The organism is Streptomyces sp. NPDC085946 (assembly GCF_044540485.1).
Lineage (GTDB): Bacteria > Actinomycetota > Actinomycetes > Streptomycetales > Streptomycetaceae > Streptomyces.
Genome location: NZ_JBITSF010000023.1, coordinates 50,903 through 65,100 on the forward strand (window position 1 = coordinate 50,903; position 14,198 = coordinate 65,100).

Here is a 14,198-nt window from a genome sequence, read left to right on the forward strand (position 1 = left end):
CCTCCCCCCCCCCCGCTGGGTTCAGTGTTTTTTTCACAACAGTTTGCCACAGCCGGGGGGGGGGGGGGGGGCGGGGGGGCCTGCGGGCGGGGGGGGGGGGGGGGGCCGCGCCCCGGGGGCGCCCCCCACCCCCCTCGTACGGTCCTGGTCAGGCGACCGGTGGAGTCCCGTGGGTGTGGAAGGACTCGATGGTCTTCAGGCCCCAGGCCTGGCCCTTGGCCCGCTCGGCCTCGGTCCAGGTGATCAGCGGCCAGTCCGGGGCCAGCACCAGGCGCGTGAGCGGGTTGCACAGCTCGATGCGGTTGCCGCCGGGCTCGTAGACGTACAGGAAGAACGTCTGCTGGATGGCGTGCTTGTGCGGGCCCGTCTCGATGAACACGCCGGTGTCGATGGCGAGGTCGGCGGCGCGCAGGATGTCCTCGCGGGTGTCGGCGGCGAAGGCGATGTGGTGCAGCCGCCCGCTGGAGCCGGTCCAGTCCGAGGTGTAGACGACGTCGTAGGACTTGTCGGTGAAGGTCAGCCAGCGTGCGGCGATCTTCCCGGAGTCCAGCCGGATCTGCTCGGTGGGGCGGGCGCCGAGGACGTGCTGCTGGAACTCGGCGTTGGCGAGCACGTCGGCGGCGAGGAAGTTGACGTGGTCCAGGCGGCGCACGCCCACGCCCCGGTTGGGCTTGGCCTGCGGCTGGTTCTTCAGCGCGGGTTTCAGCCCGTCGGGCGCCCGGTAGTGCTCGCTCTCCCAGTACAGGGCGTGCTCGTGGCCGTCGGGGTCGGTCGTGACGTACAGCTTGCCGAGGCCCGGCTCGTCCTCCGCCCAGGTGCCGGTGCCGCCCGCCTCCTCGATCGCGGCGACCCGGCGGTGCAGGGCGGCCTCGCTGGAGGTGCGCAGGGCCAGCCGGCCGAGGCCGGGGTGCTCACGGGCGGTGAGGACCAGGCTGTGGTGCTCGTAGTCGTCGAAGGTGCGCAGGTAGACGGTGTCGCCCTGCTGCCCGTTGACGGTGAGGCCGAGGTAGTCGGTGAAGAAGGCGACGCTGGCGTCCAGGTCGGGGGTGAAGAGCTGGGCGTGGCCGATGTGGGCGATGTCGCCGAGCGGCGGAGTCATCGGTGACCTCCTCGGGGGTGGGCGGGGACGGGGGCCGTCTCGGCGGACCGGGGGAAGACGGTGCCGTCGAAGATCTTGCGGGCGGTGCGGACGACGGCGGTGCGGCGGACCACCGGCGGGGAACCGGGGCCGACCTCGACGTCGACGTCGACGTCGAGGAAGCCGGTGGGGTGTTCGACGCGGATCCGGTCGCCGTTGCCGGGCGGTGCCGCGATGCCCTCCCCCACCCCGCCGGGCACGCGCAGCCCCGCCGCGACGCTCGCGGCGCCGAGCACGCCGATGGAGGTGTGGCAGCGCACCGGGATGAAGGTGCGGGTGGTGACCGTGCCGCCGTCGCGGGGCGGGGCGAGGAGGCTGAGCTTGGGCACGGTGGTCCCCCGCACGTCGCCGAGTCCCATGAGCGGCCCGGCGGCGAGCCGAATCTCCCGGAGCCGGTCGGCGAGCGCCGCGTCCTCCTCCAGGTCCCGGGGGTCCTCGTGACCGGTGACCCCCAGCGCGCTCGCGGGGATCAGCACGGTCGGCATCCCGTTGTCCACGCAGGTCACCTCGGTGCCGGCGACGGTGTCGCGGGCGCGTCCGGTGGGCAGCAGCGGGCTGCCGCCCTGCGGGAACTCGATCACCACCGCCGCCGCGGTCCCCGGCACGCCGGAGATCCCGGCGGAGCCGGTGTACGCGACGCGCCCGCCCGGGGTGGGGAAGGCCGCGACGGCGAGCTCCCCGGTGTTGAGCATGCGGATCCGTACGGACGTCTCCCGCGGCCCGGCCCCGACGAGGCCGCGCTCCACGGCGAACGGGCCGACGCCGGCCAGGAGGTTGCCGCAGTTCTGCCGGTCGGTCACCTCCGGCTCGCCGACGCCGACCTGGAGGAAGAGGTAGTCGACGTCGGCGTCGGGGTCGGCCGAGCGGGCGACCACGGCGACCTTGCTGGTCAGCGGGTGGGCGCCGCCCAGCCCGTCGATCTGGCGCGGGTCGGGGCTGCCCATGATCCGCAGCAGCAGGTCGTCGCGGGCGCCGGGGTCGGCGGGCAGGTCCCCGGCGAGGAAGTAGGCGCCCTTGGAGGTGCCGCCGCGCATCAGCATGCAGCGGACGGCCTCCGGACCGGTCACGACCGCTCCCCGCCGGGCGCCGGCTCCCCGCCCCCGGCGTACTCCTCGTACGACCGGTAGGTGACGCCCAGCCGCGCCAGTTTCTCGCGCAGCCCGTAGCGGTCCAGGCCGAGCTGGCCGTCGAGGAAGGCGGCGCGGGACCTCGCCTCCTTGGCCTCGCGGGCCTCGGACGCCTCGACGGTGGCGCGGACCCGTTCGCGCGGGACGACCACCACGCCGTCGTCGTCGGCGAGGATCACGTCGCCGGGGCGGACCACCTGGCCGTCGATCGCGACGGGGACGTTGACCGAGCCGCCGGTGGCCTTCACCGTGCCCTGCGCGGAGACGGCCCGCGACCAGACCGGGAAGTCCATCTCGCGCAGCTCCTGGGTGTCGCGGACGCCCGCGTTGATGACCAGGCCGCGCACCCCGCGCCGCTGCAGGGCGGTGGCGAACAGCTCGCCGAACATGCCGTCGGTGCTGGGCGAGGTGGTGGTGACGACGAGGAGGTCGCCCTCGCCGCACTGCTCCACGGCCGCGTGGATCATGAGGTTGTCGCCGGGCCAGCTGAGCACGGTGACGGCCGTGCCGGCGACCCGCACGCCCTGCTGGACGGGCCGGATCCCCGGGCCGAGCAGGCCGGTGCGGCCCATCGCCTCGCTGACGGTGGCCACGCCGTAGGCGGCCAGCGCGTCGACGTCCTCCAGGGCGGCCTTCGGGGGGCCGGTGACGATCACGCCGCTCACGCCAGCTCCTTGGTGACCTGCGGGTAGGGACGCATGTAGGCCTCGGCCATGGTCTTGTGGGGCAGGCCCAGGTTGGGTCCGGCGTTGCGCTTGAGCTGGACGCCGCGCCGGACGGCGAGGTCGGTGTAGTAGTCCCACAGGTGCTGCTGGGCGGCGAGGCACTCCATCGCCTTGCGCTTGGTCTCCCAGACCTCGGTGATGTCGAGCAGCACCTCGGGCCTGAAGCCGCTCATCTCGGGCTGGTGGGGCTCGAAGCAGAACACCGGCGGGGCGCCGATGATCTCGCCGGGGCCGGGGTAGCCGATGGCCTGGGCGAGGACGCGGGCCTCCAGGGCCATGCGGTGGGCGGCCGGGTGGTCGCCGTTGTACGGGTCCTCGGCGGGGTGGGTGAGCACGACGTCGGGCTGGGTCTCGCGGAAGACGGCGACGAGCCGGTCGGTGAGCTCGGCCGAGGGGACCAGGGGGTAGTCGCCGGCGTCGAAGAAGCGGACCTCGGCGCCGAGCGTGGCGGCGGCCTGCTCGGCCTCCTGCCGGCGGAGGGCCTTGATCTCCTCCAGCTCCTTGCCCTCGCGCCACGCCTTGGCGGACTCGCCGCGCTCGCCGAAGGTCAGGCACGCGATGGTGACCTTCTCCCCGCGGGAGGCGGCGAGCGCGATGGCGCCGCCCGCCCGCCAGACGAAGTCGCCCGCGTGCGCGGTGACGACGAGGGTCGATCGTGGGGAGGCGGGCGCGTTGCCGTGCGTCATGCTCGTGAATCTCCTTGGTGGACAGGTGAGCGCCCGCCTCGCGCGTGTGTCAGTCGCGCAGCGCCTCGATCACGCTGGTGAGGTGGGCGCGGGCGGCCGCCTCGGCCGCCTGCGGTTCCCTGGCCCGGATCGCCTCGATCATGGCCAGGTGCTCGTTCAGGGACTGCTGGGGGCGTCCCGGCCGCAGCGCCAGCTGGAAGCGGTGGCGCACCAGCTGGGCGTTGAGTCGCTCCAGCAGCTCCACGGCCGTGCGCTGGCCGGAGAACTCCCGGATGCGGGCGTGCAGTTCGTGGTTCAGGTCGGAGTAGGTCATGGGCTCGCCGTCGGCGACGGCCTTGGCCATCGCCGTGCCGAGGCCGGTGAGTTCGTCCAGCTGCTCGTCGCTGGCCGCGACGGCCGCCTTCCCGGCGCACAGCCCTTCGAGGACCATGCGGCACTCGGTGATGGCGACCGCCTCCTCGACGCTCACCACCCGCACCCGCGAGCCGCGGTTGCGGATCCGCTCAACCAGTCCCTGCGCCTCCAGATCGATCAGTGCCGCGCGGATGCTGGCCCGCGTCACACCGAACTGCTCGGCGAGCTCGTTCTCCACCAGCCGCTGGGCCGGTGCCATCTCGCCGTGCAGGATCGCCTGCCGCAGCTGCGCGAGCGCATGCTGTTTGGCCTGCTCCCCGGTGCTCGGACGGGCTTGTTCCGGCATGCTTGCCCTCCCTGAGTGAGTGCCTGTCGAACGTAAATCTAGCCAAACAAGATTGTCAACAATTTTGTCGGCTGAATTGCCTGTGTACGCGTGTCCCGTTCCGGCCGGGCCCGTGGCGACGCGGTGTCGAGGCGGACCGCCCGGACCCGCCCACCCTGTCGCCCCCGCCGCCCGGGTCCCGCCGGCCAGGGTCGCCGCATGGACCACAGCTTCGTCCTCCGCATCGCCGACGCCGAGCTCGCACCCGAACCACTGGCGCCGGAGCAGATCGTGTCCGGGACGCCCGGGGTGACCGGGAAGGCGGTGTGGGAGTCGGCGGACGGGCGCCAGGTGCGCGGCGTCCGGCAGATCACCCCCGGCGTGGTCACCGACACGGAGGCGGACGAGCTGTTCGTCGTGGTCGGCGGGTCGGCGACCGTCGAGGCCGAGGGCGGGCCCACCCTGCGCGTCGGCCCGGGCGACCCGGCGGTGCCGCGCGCGGGCGACCGTACGACCTGGACGGTGCACGGGACGCTGCGCAAGGCGTACGCGATCAGCCTCTGGCGGCGCCCGCCGCCGGGCGCGCCGCCGTCCCGGGCGCCCGCCGCGGTCCGCCCGGGACGGGAGCGCGGGCCTCACGGCCCCGTCACGCACCCGGGCGGCGGCCCCGTCGTCCCCCGGACCTCCAGCGTCGGCGCCGCGAGACGGGTGCGCCCCTCTCCCCCGGGCTCCCGGAGGCGGTCGAGCAGGCAGCGGGCGGCGCGGCGGCCGACCTCGGCGCCGGCGTTGTCGACGGTGGTGAGCCACAGGTGGCGCAGCCGGGAGATGCTCGTGTTGTCGTAGCCGGCCACGGACACGTCGTGCGGGACGCGCAGGCCCAGTTCCCCGGCCGCCGACAGGGCGCCGACGCCGGCGAGGTCGTTGGCGGCGAAGAGGGCGGTGGGGCGGCCGGGGCGGCTGAGCAGCCGGACGGCGGCGCGGTAGCCGCCCTCCTCCGTCATGTCGGCGGGCTCGCTCCGGACCCGGTCCGCCAGCCCGTGGGCCCGCATGGCCGCCTCGTAGCTGCGGCGGCGCAGCGCGCCGACGGCGCCGTGGCCCGCCAGGTGCGCGATCCGGCGGTGGCCGAGGCCGATCAGGTGCTCGGTGACCAGGCGCGCGCCGTGTTCGTCGTCGCCCGCGACCACGTCCACGCCGGGCGGCACCGGGTCCCGGGCGCCGGCCAGCACGACCGGTGTCCGCCGCGCGACCGCGCCGAGCGCCGCCGGGTGGGGCAGCGTGCCGACCACCACCAGGCCGTCCACCCGCAGGTCCAGCAGCGGTCCGGCCGGGTCCTGGCCGGCGCGGCGGTTGAGGCGGGCGTCGGCGAGCAGGATGCGCAGGCCGTGGTCGTGCAGGAACGCGGTGAGGCCGTCGAGGAGGTCGACGTACCAGGGGTTGCGCAGGTCGTCGAGGAGCACGCCGGCGACGGAAGTCCCCTCCGGCCGGGCGGCGTCGGGGGGCCGGGGAAGGCCGCGCCGCTCGCCGAGGCTGCGGGCGGCGGCGTCGGGCCGGTAGCCGAGCTCGCGCACGGCCCGCAGGACGGCGTCCCGCTTCTCCGGGCGCACCCGGCCGGAGCCGCGCAGCACCAGCGAGACCAGGGACTTGGAGACGCCGGCCCGGTCGGCCACGTCGCGGATCGTCGGCGGTCCCATGGTTGGACCGTTCCACTCCTCGCGCGGCCCTGTCAAAGGGTTGACAGCCTGCCGGGCGGCGCCCAGGGTGGGCCGGACAGGCTCTGGAACGGTCCAGCGAGGGGCTGCCATGGTGGAGACGCTCGGCGTCGCGGTCATCGGTTTCGGCTGGATGGGACGGGTGCACACCCGGGCCTACGCGCGGGTGGCGCACCACTATCCGCGGCTGCCGCTGCGCCCGGAGCTCGTCGCGGTCGCCGAGGAGGTGCCGGGCCGGGCGGAGGAGGCCGCCGCGCAGTTCGGGTTCGCCTCGGCCACGCGCGACTGGCGCGAGGTCGCCGCCGACCCGAGGGTGCGGGCGGTCAGCGTCACCGCCCCGAACTTCCTGCACCGGGAGATCGGCGTGGCGATGGCCGAGGCCGGCAAGCACCTGTGGATCGAGAAGCCGGTGGGTCTGACGGCCGGGGACGCCCGGGCCGTCGCCGACGCGGTCGCCGCGGCCGGGGTGCAGGGCGCGGTCGGCTTCAACTACCGCAACGCGCCCGCCGTGGAGACCGCCCGCGACCTGATCGCCTCGGGGGAGATCGGCACGGTCACGCATGCGCGCATCCGGCTGTTCAGCGACTACGCGGCCCACCCGGAAGCGGCCCTGACCTGGCGGTACGAGCGGGAGCGGGGCGGCAGCGGGGTGCTCGGCGACCTGGCGTCGCACGGCGCCGACCTGGCCCGCTTCCTGCTCGGCGACATCGTGTCCGTGGCCGCCGACACGGCGGTCTTCGTGCCGGAGCGGGCCCGCCCGGCCGGCGCCACGGCGGGCCACTCCCGCGCCGCCGGCGGGGAGCCCGGCCCGGTCGAGAACGAGGACTACGTCGGCTGCCTGCTGCGCTTCGCCTCCGGCGCCCGCGGTGTCCTGGAGGCCTGCCGGGTCTCGGTCGGCGAGCAGAACAACTACGGCTTCGAGGTGCACGGCACCCGGGGCGCGGTGGCCTGGGACTTCCGCCGCATGAACGAACTGGCCGTCAGCCGCGGCACGGCCTACCAGGACCAGCCGGTCAGCACGGTGTACGTCGGCCCGGGCCACGGCGAGTTCGCCGCCTTCCAGCCGGGCGCCGCCAACGCCATGGGCTACGACGACCTCAAGGTGATCGAGGCCTGCCGCTTCCTGCGGTCGGTCGCCGAGGGGACGCCGTACGGGGCCACGCCGGCGGACGCGGTGCGCAGCGCCGCCGTCCTGGACGCCGTGGTCCGGTCCGTCGACACCGGTGCCTGGGTCGCGGTGGACCGGCGCGCGTGAGGGGGGCGGTCAGTGCGCCGGGCGGGCCCGCCGGCCGACCGCGTACTTGGCCGGGACCAGGACGAGCCACCACCACATGGCCGCGGGCCCCGTCACCAGGGCCAGCGGGACGGTGACGAGGAACACCAGCACCGTCACGCCGAGGTCCAGGGCGTGGAGCCGGGCCTGCGGGTCGGGAACGCCGCCGCGCAGCCACGGGCGTCCGGCCAGCACCACGGCGAGGGCGAGGTGGGCGGCGCCGAGCGCGGCCACCGCCGCCGCGTAGACGACGACCGAGGCGGGTTCGTCGCCGTAGTCGGAGAGCAGCCGGGTGGGGAAGGGCAGCAGGGCGGCGGCGGCCAGGCCCAGGAGGGACAGCACGATCACCTGCCCGTCGACCTGCCGGACGGTGCGGAAGAGCCGGCGGTGGTCGCGCCAGAAACCGCCCAGCACCGCCACGCTGAGCGCGTACGCCCCCAGGTCCGGGAGCAGCCCGCCCAGTGCCTTCCGGTACTGCGCGGGGTCCAGTCCGGGCGCCACGGAGAGGTCCAGGACGAGCAGGGTGAGGGCGATGGCGTACACGCCGTCGGCGAGGGCCACCACCCGCTCGGGCCCGCCGTCCGGGATCGACTTCCACATGCGGACGACGGTAGGGAGCCGGGGCCCGCCGGGCGGGGACACACGCCCGGGGCGCGTCCCGGCGTCACCCTACGGGTGCGGGGATGTTGTACGGCGTGACCACCTGGATCGCCGACGGCGGCGTGGGCCCGCCGGGCGGCAGCGCGCCGTGGGCGCGCATCACGAGCCGGCAGGCCTCGCGCAGGTCCTGGCGCAGGTCGTGGTGGAGCACGGCGGACAGCCGGTGGTCGCGCAGCAGGCGGGTGTTGTCGTGGTCGAGGTCGTGCGCGACGAAGACGGCGCACTCCCGGCCCAGGTCCTGGAAGGCCCGCAGCGTGGCTGCGTTCCCGCCGCCGATCGAGTACACCGCGCGGATCCCCGGGTCGCGTTCCAGGGCGGCGCGCACCAGGTCGTACTGGGTGGCGTCCAGTCCCTGGCCCTCGGCGATCCCGACGAGCACGCGTTCGGGGTGCCGGGCGCGCATGACGCCGCGGAAGCCCATCTCGCGCTCCTCCTCGTTGCGGAAGAAGCCGCTGCTGAGGCTGGTGAGGATGTTGCCGGGGCGGTCGCCCAGCCACCGGCCCGTCAGGTAGGCGGCGGTGGCGCCCGCCGCCCGGTCGTCGATGCCGACGTAGGCCAGGCGGGCGCTGGCCGGCAGGTCGGTCACCAGCGTCACGACGGGGACGCCCGCGGCCGCCAGCCGGCCCACGGCGGCCGTGACCTCGGGGACGTCCGGCGCCTTGAGGATCACGCCCTGGGAGCCGCGCCGGGCGATCCGGTCCAGGGTGGCGACCAGCTCCCCGGCCGGGCCGGTCTCGCGGAAGTGGAAGCGGGAGCGCACCGCGGCCGGGTGCAGGGACGGCAGTTCGGCCTCCAGCGCGGCCCGTACGGCGGTGCTGAACCGCTCCGGGGCCTGCATCACGATGTCGACCATGAAGGCGCGGCCGACCAGCCGGACCTGGGTGCGCTGCCGGTCCAGGTCGGCGATCGCCCGCCGCACCTCCCGCGCGGTGCTCTCCCGCACCCCGCCCCGGCCGTTGAGGACCCGGTCGACGGTGGCCTCGCTCAGGCCCGCCTGACGTGCGATCTCCCGGATCGGGAAGGGGTGGCCCATGCACCGGCTCCTTGAGGGGTTTTTGACGGCTCGTTGCTGGTTGTCCGAGGGGTTTGTACTGACAAGAATGACAGGGCCGCACCGCCCGAGAGATCCGAGGGGACGACGATGTCCTTCACCTCCGCGCGCCCGCGCGCCCGGCCGTCCGCGCGGGACTGCGCCCCGGACGCCTTCCGGGCGCTGGCCGGGCGGCGCACCGGCCCCGCCGGTCTTCCGCACGCCACCGCCGTGGAGCAGGGGGTGCCCGTGTACGACGCCGCCCGCGTCGAGGACGGCCCGGCGCTGCGGGACGAGCCGGCGCGCGCCCTCGCCGACGGCCCCGGGATCGTGGTGTTCCGGGTGCCTTCCCGGACCCGGCGGTCGTCGACCGGGTCACCGCCGTCCTCGACGCGCTGATCGCCGAACGGCGCGCCTCGGGCGCGACGGCCGGCGTACGACCCCGCCCCCGGAACCCGCACAGCAAGGAGCCCCTCCCCATGCGCATCGGCATCCTCGGCCTCGGCCGCATCGGCGCCTTCCACGCCGAGACCCTCGCCGGGCTCGACGCCGTCGAGTCCCTCGTCGTGTCCGACCCGTTCGCGGACGCCGCGAAGGCCGCCGCCGAGCGGTTCGGCGCCGAGGTCGCGGACTCCCCCGAGGCGCTGCTGGCCGCCGGTGTGGACGGCGTCGTCGTCGCCGCGGCCACCGACGCCCACCCGGCCCTGATCCTCGCCGGGGTCGGGGCCGGCGTCCCCGTCTTCTGCGAGAAGCCCGTCGCCCGCACCATGGCCGAGGGCGTCGAGGTGCTCAGGACCGTCCGGGGCCGGGACGTGCCCGTCCAGATCGGCTACAACCGGCGCTTCGACGCCGGGTTCGCCGCCGCCCGGGCCGCCGTGCGCGCCGGCGAGCTCGGGCCGTTGCACACCGTCCGGTGCACCACCCTGGACCCGGCGCCGCCGCCCGCCGCGTACGTCGCCGCCTCCGGCGGCATCTTCCGGGACTGCTCCGTGCACGACTTCGACGTCATCCGCTGGGTGACCGGCCGCGAGGTCGCGGAGGTCTACGCCGTCGGCGGCAACAAGGGCGCGGACCACATCAGGGAGGCCGGCGACGCCGACACCGCCGGCGCGGTCCTCACCCTGGACGACGGCACGATCGCCGTGGTCTCCAACAGCCGCCACAACGCCCGCGGTTACGACGTCCGGATGGAACTGCACGGCTTCGCCGACTCCGTCGCCGTCGGGCTGGAGGACAGGCTGCCGCTGCGGTCGGTCGAGCCCGGCGTGACCTTCCCCGCCGGCACCCCGCACGACTTCTTCATGGACCGCTTCGCCGCCGCCTACCGCGCCGAACTCACCGCGTTCACCGAGGTGGTGGCCGGCGCCCGGCCCTCCCCGTGCACCGTCGAGGACGCCCTGGAGGCGGGCTGGATCGCCGAGGCGTGCACGCTGTCGCTGGCGGAGCACCGGCCGGTGCGGATCGACGAGGTGCGGGCGGACTGACGCACCGCACGGGAAGCCGGGCGGCGGCCTCCCGCCGGGACGGGCCGGGGCGCCGTCACACCCCCCGCCACACGTTGGAGAACGCGGCGTTCTCGACCGCCCGCCGCCGGCGCACGGCGTCCAGTTCCGCCACGGCGGCGGCGACGGCCGTGCACACCACCTGGGCCGCGCCCTCGGGCGGCGGGACGTCCTCGGGCACCTCGTCGCGCACTCCGGCGAGCGCCGCGAGCGTGAGGAGCACCGGCTCGTCGGCCGCCCAGCGGTGCGAGGCCCGCCGCCGGGCGGCCGACTCCACCGGCACCGGCCGGGCGCTGCGCCACGGCAGCCAGGAGCCGCGGGGACGCGCGAGCAGCCCCTCGGCCTCCAGGGCGGACACGTACTCCCCGGCCAGCCCGCGCCCCCGGCGCCACAGCCACTCCTCGACCGGCTCGTACGGCTCCTCCCGCGGCAGCCCCGCCGCGGCCCGGGCCAGCAGGGGGTCGTCGGGGGACGCGGCCGGGTCCGGTACGACGCGTTCGCCGTCCAGCGTCACCGCCGCGGCGCGGAGCAGGTCGACGACCTCGGCTCCGGCCAGCGTGAGCGACAGGTCGCCCTGCGCCACGGGCCGGTCCGGTGCCCCGTCCATCGCGACGATCACCAGGTCGCGTGCTGTGCCCATCACTGCTCCTCTCCACGGCACGGACGACGCTACGCCGCTGCCGCCGGGAGGGTGCGCAGAAACCTCCGCGGTGACCACCGGGTGCCGTACGCCGCCCCGGCACGGTGGCGGCCAGGGCGCCGATCGGCGCGGGCCGGGTCCGCGCGCCCCGGCGTACGGCCGCACCGGCCCGGTCAGCGGTACGGAGCCGGTCTCTCCGCCAGGTCGACCGCCACCCGGCCGCCGTCCCGCAGCGCCCGTACGCCGGCCTCGCAGACCGCGGCCGCGGCGTAGCCGTCCCAGGTGCCGGGGCCGGTGACCTCGCCGCGTCGGGTGGCGTCGACCCAGGCCTGCACCTCGCGGTCGTAGGCGTCGGCGAAGCGTTCGGTCCAGTCCTGGGCGATGGTGCCGCCCCAGCGGCCCGCCGTCGCGGTGACCAGGGCGTGGCCGTCGCCGATGCGGGCGGTGCCGCGTTCGCAGACCACCTCGGCCTGCACCTGGTAGCCGAAGCCGCAGTTGACGAAGATCTCGACGTCGGAGAGCGCGCCGCCGTCGGTCTCCAGGACGACGAACTGCGGGTCCTGGAGGCCGTCCGGGGCGTCCGCGGACGCGGTGGGGCGCAGCACGGTCACCGCCGTGATCTCGTGGCCGAGCAGCCAGCGGGTCGCGTCCACCTCGTGCGCCACGGAGTCGCTGATGAGCATGGCGCTGGTGAAGAAGGGCGGGCTGGCCACGTTGCGGTGCCGGTTGTGCAGCATCAGCGGCCGGCCCAGCCGGCCGGTCTCCAGCAGCGCCTTGAGCCGGACGTACTCGGCGTCGTAGCGGCGCATGAAGCCGACCTGGACCCGGCGGTGGCCGAGCGCCTGCTCGGCTTCGAGGATCCGCAGGGCGGAGGCCGCGTCGGGGGTGAGCGGCTTCTCGCACAGCACGGGCAGGTCGTGCGCGAGGGCGGCGAGCAGCACGGTCTCGTGGGCCGGGCCCGGGGAGGCCACGAGCACGGCGTCGACGCCGTCCGCCGCCAGCGCGGCGGCCGGGTCGGTGAAGGACGCGCACCCCTCGACGCCGGCCGCGACGGCCTCGGCGCGCTCCGCGTCGACGTCCACGACGGCGGCCACCCGGGCCCCGCTGACGACCCGGTCGATGCGGCGGACGTGGTCGGCGCCCATCCGGCCCGCGCCGATCACGGCGACCCCGAGCGTCCCGCTGCGGTTCATGGTCCGCCCCCCTCGTTCGTCAGGCGCCGCAGGAGCGCAGGAACCGGCGGGTGCGCACCGCGATGGGCAGCGGCCTGTCCGGTTCGCAGGGGTACATGTCCTGCTCGACGATGGCGAACAGCTCCACGCCGAGCCGCTGCGCGGCCTCCAGCACCGGCCCCAGCTCCGGTACCCCGGAGGGGGGTTCGCACATCACACCGCGCTGCACGGCGGGCCCGAAGGGGATCCCGTTCGCCCGGACGTCGGCGAGGACCCGCGGGTCGACCTGCTTGAGGTGCAGGTAGCCGATGCGCTCGCCGTAGGTCTCGATCAGCTTGACGCTGTCGCCGCCGCAGTAGGCGTAGTGGCCGGTGTCCAGGCAGAGGCTGACCAGGCCGGGGTCGGTGGCGTCGAGGAAGCGCTCGACGTGCTCCTCGGTGTCGATGTGGGTGTCGGCGTGCGGGTGGACGACGATGTCGAGGCCGTACGTCTCCTTCACCTCGCGGCCGAGCCGCTCCATGCCCCGGGCGAGGTGGGCCCACTGCTCGACGGTGAGCTCCGGGGGCTCCAGGATCTCGGCGGTCTTGTCGTCGCGCCAGAAGGACGGGATGACGACCAGGTGCGCGGCGCCCATGGCCCGGGTGAGCGCGGCGACCCGGCCGACGTGCTCCCAGGTGGACTCCCACACCGCCGGTCCGCGGTGCAGGCCGGTGAAGACGGTGCCCGCGGAGACCCGCAGACCGCGCCGGGCCACCTCGTCGGTGAGGCGGGCGGGGTCGGTGGGGAGGTAGCCGTAGGGGCCGAGTTCGATCCACGTGTAGCCGGCCTCGGCGACCTCGTCGAGGAAGCGCTGCCAGGGCACCTGCCGCGGGTCGTCGGGGAACCAGACGCCCCAGGAGTCGGGGGCGGAGCCGACGCGGATGCGGTCGAGCACGGGGGCCATGTCAGGACGTCCCTTCCGGAGATGCCGCCGCGGGGGCCGTGAGGTCGCCCTCTTCCGGGAGCTCCTCGACGCCGACGCCGCGGACCTGCGCCAACTCGTTTTTGAGGGCGGCCAGTTCGGTGCCGCCGGCCATGTGGTGGGTGAGCTCCTCCAGGGTGACCTCGCTGCGGTCGGCGCTCAGTTCGAGGGTGCCGAGGCGCAGCACGCTGAAGTGGTCGCCGACCAGGTAGGCGTGGTGCGGGTTGTGGGTGATGAAGATGACGCCGAGGCCGCGGTCGCGGGCGGCGGCGATGTACTTCAGGACCACGCCGGACTGCTTGACGCCGAGAGCTGCGGTCGGCTCGTCCAGGATGAGGACGCGGGCGCCGAAGTGGACGGCGCGGGCGATGGCCACGCACTGGCGCTGGCCGCCGGACAGGGTGCCGATGGGCTGTTCCAGGTCGTCGAGGACGATGCCCATGCGGCGCAGTTCCTCGTCGGCGGTCCGCTTCATGCGGTCGATGTCGAGGCGGCGGACCGGCCAGGGCCCCTTGGTCAGCTCGGAGCCGAGGAAGAAGTTGCGCCACACCGGCATCAGCGGGACGACGGCGAGGTCCTGGTAGACGGTGGCGATGCCCCGGTCGAGGGCCTCGCGCGGGGCGGCGAAGCGCACCGGGCCGCCGTCGACGAGGAACTCGCCCTCGGTGTGCCGGTGCAGCCCCGAGACGATCTTGATGAGGGTGGACTTGCCGGCGCCGTTGTCGCCGAGGACGCAGGTGACCCGGCCGGGGTGGACGGCCAGGTCGACGCCGTGCAGGGCGCGGACGGTGCCGTAGGACTTGCCGGCCCCGCGCAGTTCCACCAGGGGGCGTGCGCCCTCGGACGCGGTGTCCTTCGGGACGGCCCCGTGGGTACCGGTCGTGTCGCTGGTCATC

15 protein-coding genes and 1 pseudogene are annotated in these 14,198 nt (G+C 75.3%); 4 read left to right on the forward strand and 12 right to left on the reverse strand.

Features of this window, described 5'->3' with window-relative positions:
- Nucleotides 1–148: 148 nt before the first annotated feature.
- From ACIF8T_RS32860 to ACIF8T_RS32880, 5 genes are read right to left on the reverse strand one after another with little or no spacing between them, the layout of a single operon-like run.
- Complete coding sequence (locus ACIF8T_RS32860; protein ID WP_400040122.1) at nt 149–1,099, reverse strand: VOC family protein; 951 nt, start codon at nt 1,097–1,099, stop codon at nt 149–151.
- Nucleotides 1,096–2,205, reverse strand: a complete 1,110-nt coding sequence (locus tag ACIF8T_RS32865; RefSeq protein ID WP_400040124.1) for a 4-oxalomesaconate tautomerase — start codon at nt 2,203–2,205, stop codon at nt 1,096–1,098. The genes ACIF8T_RS32860 and ACIF8T_RS32865 overlap by 4 nt, the downstream gene beginning before the upstream one ends.
- The gene (locus ACIF8T_RS32870) at nt 2,202–2,930 is read right to left on the reverse strand and encodes a 4-carboxy-4-hydroxy-2-oxoadipate aldolase/oxaloacetate decarboxylase (protein ID WP_400040126.1); all 729 of its coding nucleotides are present in this window, start codon (nt 2,928–2,930) and stop codon (nt 2,202–2,204) included. Before ACIF8T_RS32870 ends, ACIF8T_RS32865 begins: the two co-directional genes overlap by 4 nt.
- Complete coding sequence (locus tag ACIF8T_RS32875) at nt 2,927–3,676, reverse strand: PIG-L deacetylase family protein (RefSeq protein WP_400040128.1); 750 nt, start codon at nt 3,674–3,676, stop codon at nt 2,927–2,929. The genes ACIF8T_RS32870 and ACIF8T_RS32875 overlap by 4 nt, the downstream gene beginning before the upstream one ends.
- 49 nt (nt 3,677–3,725) lie before the next feature.
- Nucleotides 3,726–4,376, reverse strand: coding sequence for a GntR family transcriptional regulator (locus tag ACIF8T_RS32880; RefSeq protein WP_400040129.1), 651 nt, complete (start codon nt 4,374–4,376; stop codon nt 3,726–3,728).
- Between the two features lie 198 nt (nt 4,377–4,574).
- On the opposite strand from ACIF8T_RS32880, the pseudogene ACIF8T_RS32885 reads away from it, so the two are divergent.
- Nucleotides 4,575–4,916: pseudogene (locus ACIF8T_RS32885) on the forward strand (cupin domain-containing protein); the annotation flags it as partial.
- 74 nt (nt 4,917–4,990) lie between these two features.
- Here the strand turns inward: ACIF8T_RS32885 and ACIF8T_RS32890 are convergent.
- Nucleotides 4,991–6,046, reverse strand: coding sequence for a LacI family DNA-binding transcriptional regulator (locus ACIF8T_RS32890; protein WP_400040130.1), 1,056 nt, complete (start codon nt 6,044–6,046; stop codon nt 4,991–4,993).
- Between the two features lie 109 nt (nt 6,047–6,155).
- Here ACIF8T_RS32890 and ACIF8T_RS32895 point away from each other — a divergent pair, with 109 nt between their 5' ends.
- Nucleotides 6,156–7,319: a Gfo/Idh/MocA family protein gene (locus tag ACIF8T_RS32895; RefSeq protein WP_400040132.1), complete on the forward strand. Its 1,164-nt coding sequence runs from the start codon at nt 6,156–6,158 to the stop codon at nt 7,317–7,319.
- Between the two features lie 9 nt (nt 7,320–7,328).
- Here the strand turns inward: ACIF8T_RS32895 and ACIF8T_RS32900 are convergent, their stop codons facing one another.
- Nucleotides 7,329–7,937: a TMEM175 family protein gene (locus ACIF8T_RS32900; RefSeq protein WP_400040134.1), complete on the reverse strand. Its 609-nt coding sequence runs from the start codon at nt 7,935–7,937 to the stop codon at nt 7,329–7,331.
- A gap of 64 nt (nt 7,938–8,001) precedes the next feature.
- On the reverse strand, nt 8,002–9,030 hold the full coding sequence (locus ACIF8T_RS32905; protein WP_400040136.1) for a LacI family DNA-binding transcriptional regulator: 1,029 nt from the start codon (nt 9,028–9,030) through the stop codon (nt 8,002–8,004).
- 108 nt (nt 9,031–9,138) lie between these two features.
- On the opposite strand from ACIF8T_RS32905, the gene ACIF8T_RS32910 reads away from it, so the two are divergent.
- Nucleotides 9,139–9,426, forward strand: a complete 288-nt coding sequence (locus ACIF8T_RS32910) for a hypothetical protein (RefSeq protein ID WP_400040137.1) — start codon at nt 9,139–9,141, stop codon at nt 9,424–9,426.
- A gap of 80 nt (nt 9,427–9,506) precedes the next feature.
- Nucleotides 9,507–10,511: a Gfo/Idh/MocA family oxidoreductase gene (locus ACIF8T_RS32915; protein ID WP_400040139.1), complete on the forward strand. Its 1,005-nt coding sequence runs from the start codon at nt 9,507–9,509 to the stop codon at nt 10,509–10,511.
- Between the two features lie 55 nt (nt 10,512–10,566).
- On the opposite strand, the gene ACIF8T_RS32920 is transcribed toward ACIF8T_RS32915, so the two are convergent.
- The 4 genes from ACIF8T_RS32920 to ACIF8T_RS32935 form a co-directional block, all read right to left on the reverse strand.
- Nucleotides 10,567–11,169 carry a GPP34 family phosphoprotein gene (locus ACIF8T_RS32920; protein ID WP_400040141.1) on the reverse strand — a complete coding sequence of 201 codons (603 nt, stop codon included), beginning with the start codon at nt 11,167–11,169 and terminating at the stop codon, nt 10,567–10,569.
- 173 nt (nt 11,170–11,342) lie between these two features.
- Nucleotides 11,343–12,362, reverse strand: a complete 1,020-nt coding sequence (locus ACIF8T_RS32925; protein ID WP_400040142.1) for a Gfo/Idh/MocA family protein — start codon at nt 12,360–12,362, stop codon at nt 11,343–11,345.
- A gap of 19 nt (nt 12,363–12,381) precedes the next feature.
- Entirely contained in the window at nt 12,382–13,284 is a 903-nt protein-coding gene (locus tag ACIF8T_RS32930; protein ID WP_400040144.1) for a sugar phosphate isomerase/epimerase family protein, read from the reverse strand.
- 1 nt (nt 13,285) lies between these two features.
- Nucleotides 13,286–14,197, reverse strand: coding sequence for an ATP-binding cassette domain-containing protein (locus ACIF8T_RS32935; protein ID WP_400040146.1), 912 nt, complete (start codon nt 14,195–14,197; stop codon nt 13,286–13,288).
- Nucleotide 14,198 lies beyond the last annotated feature (1 nt).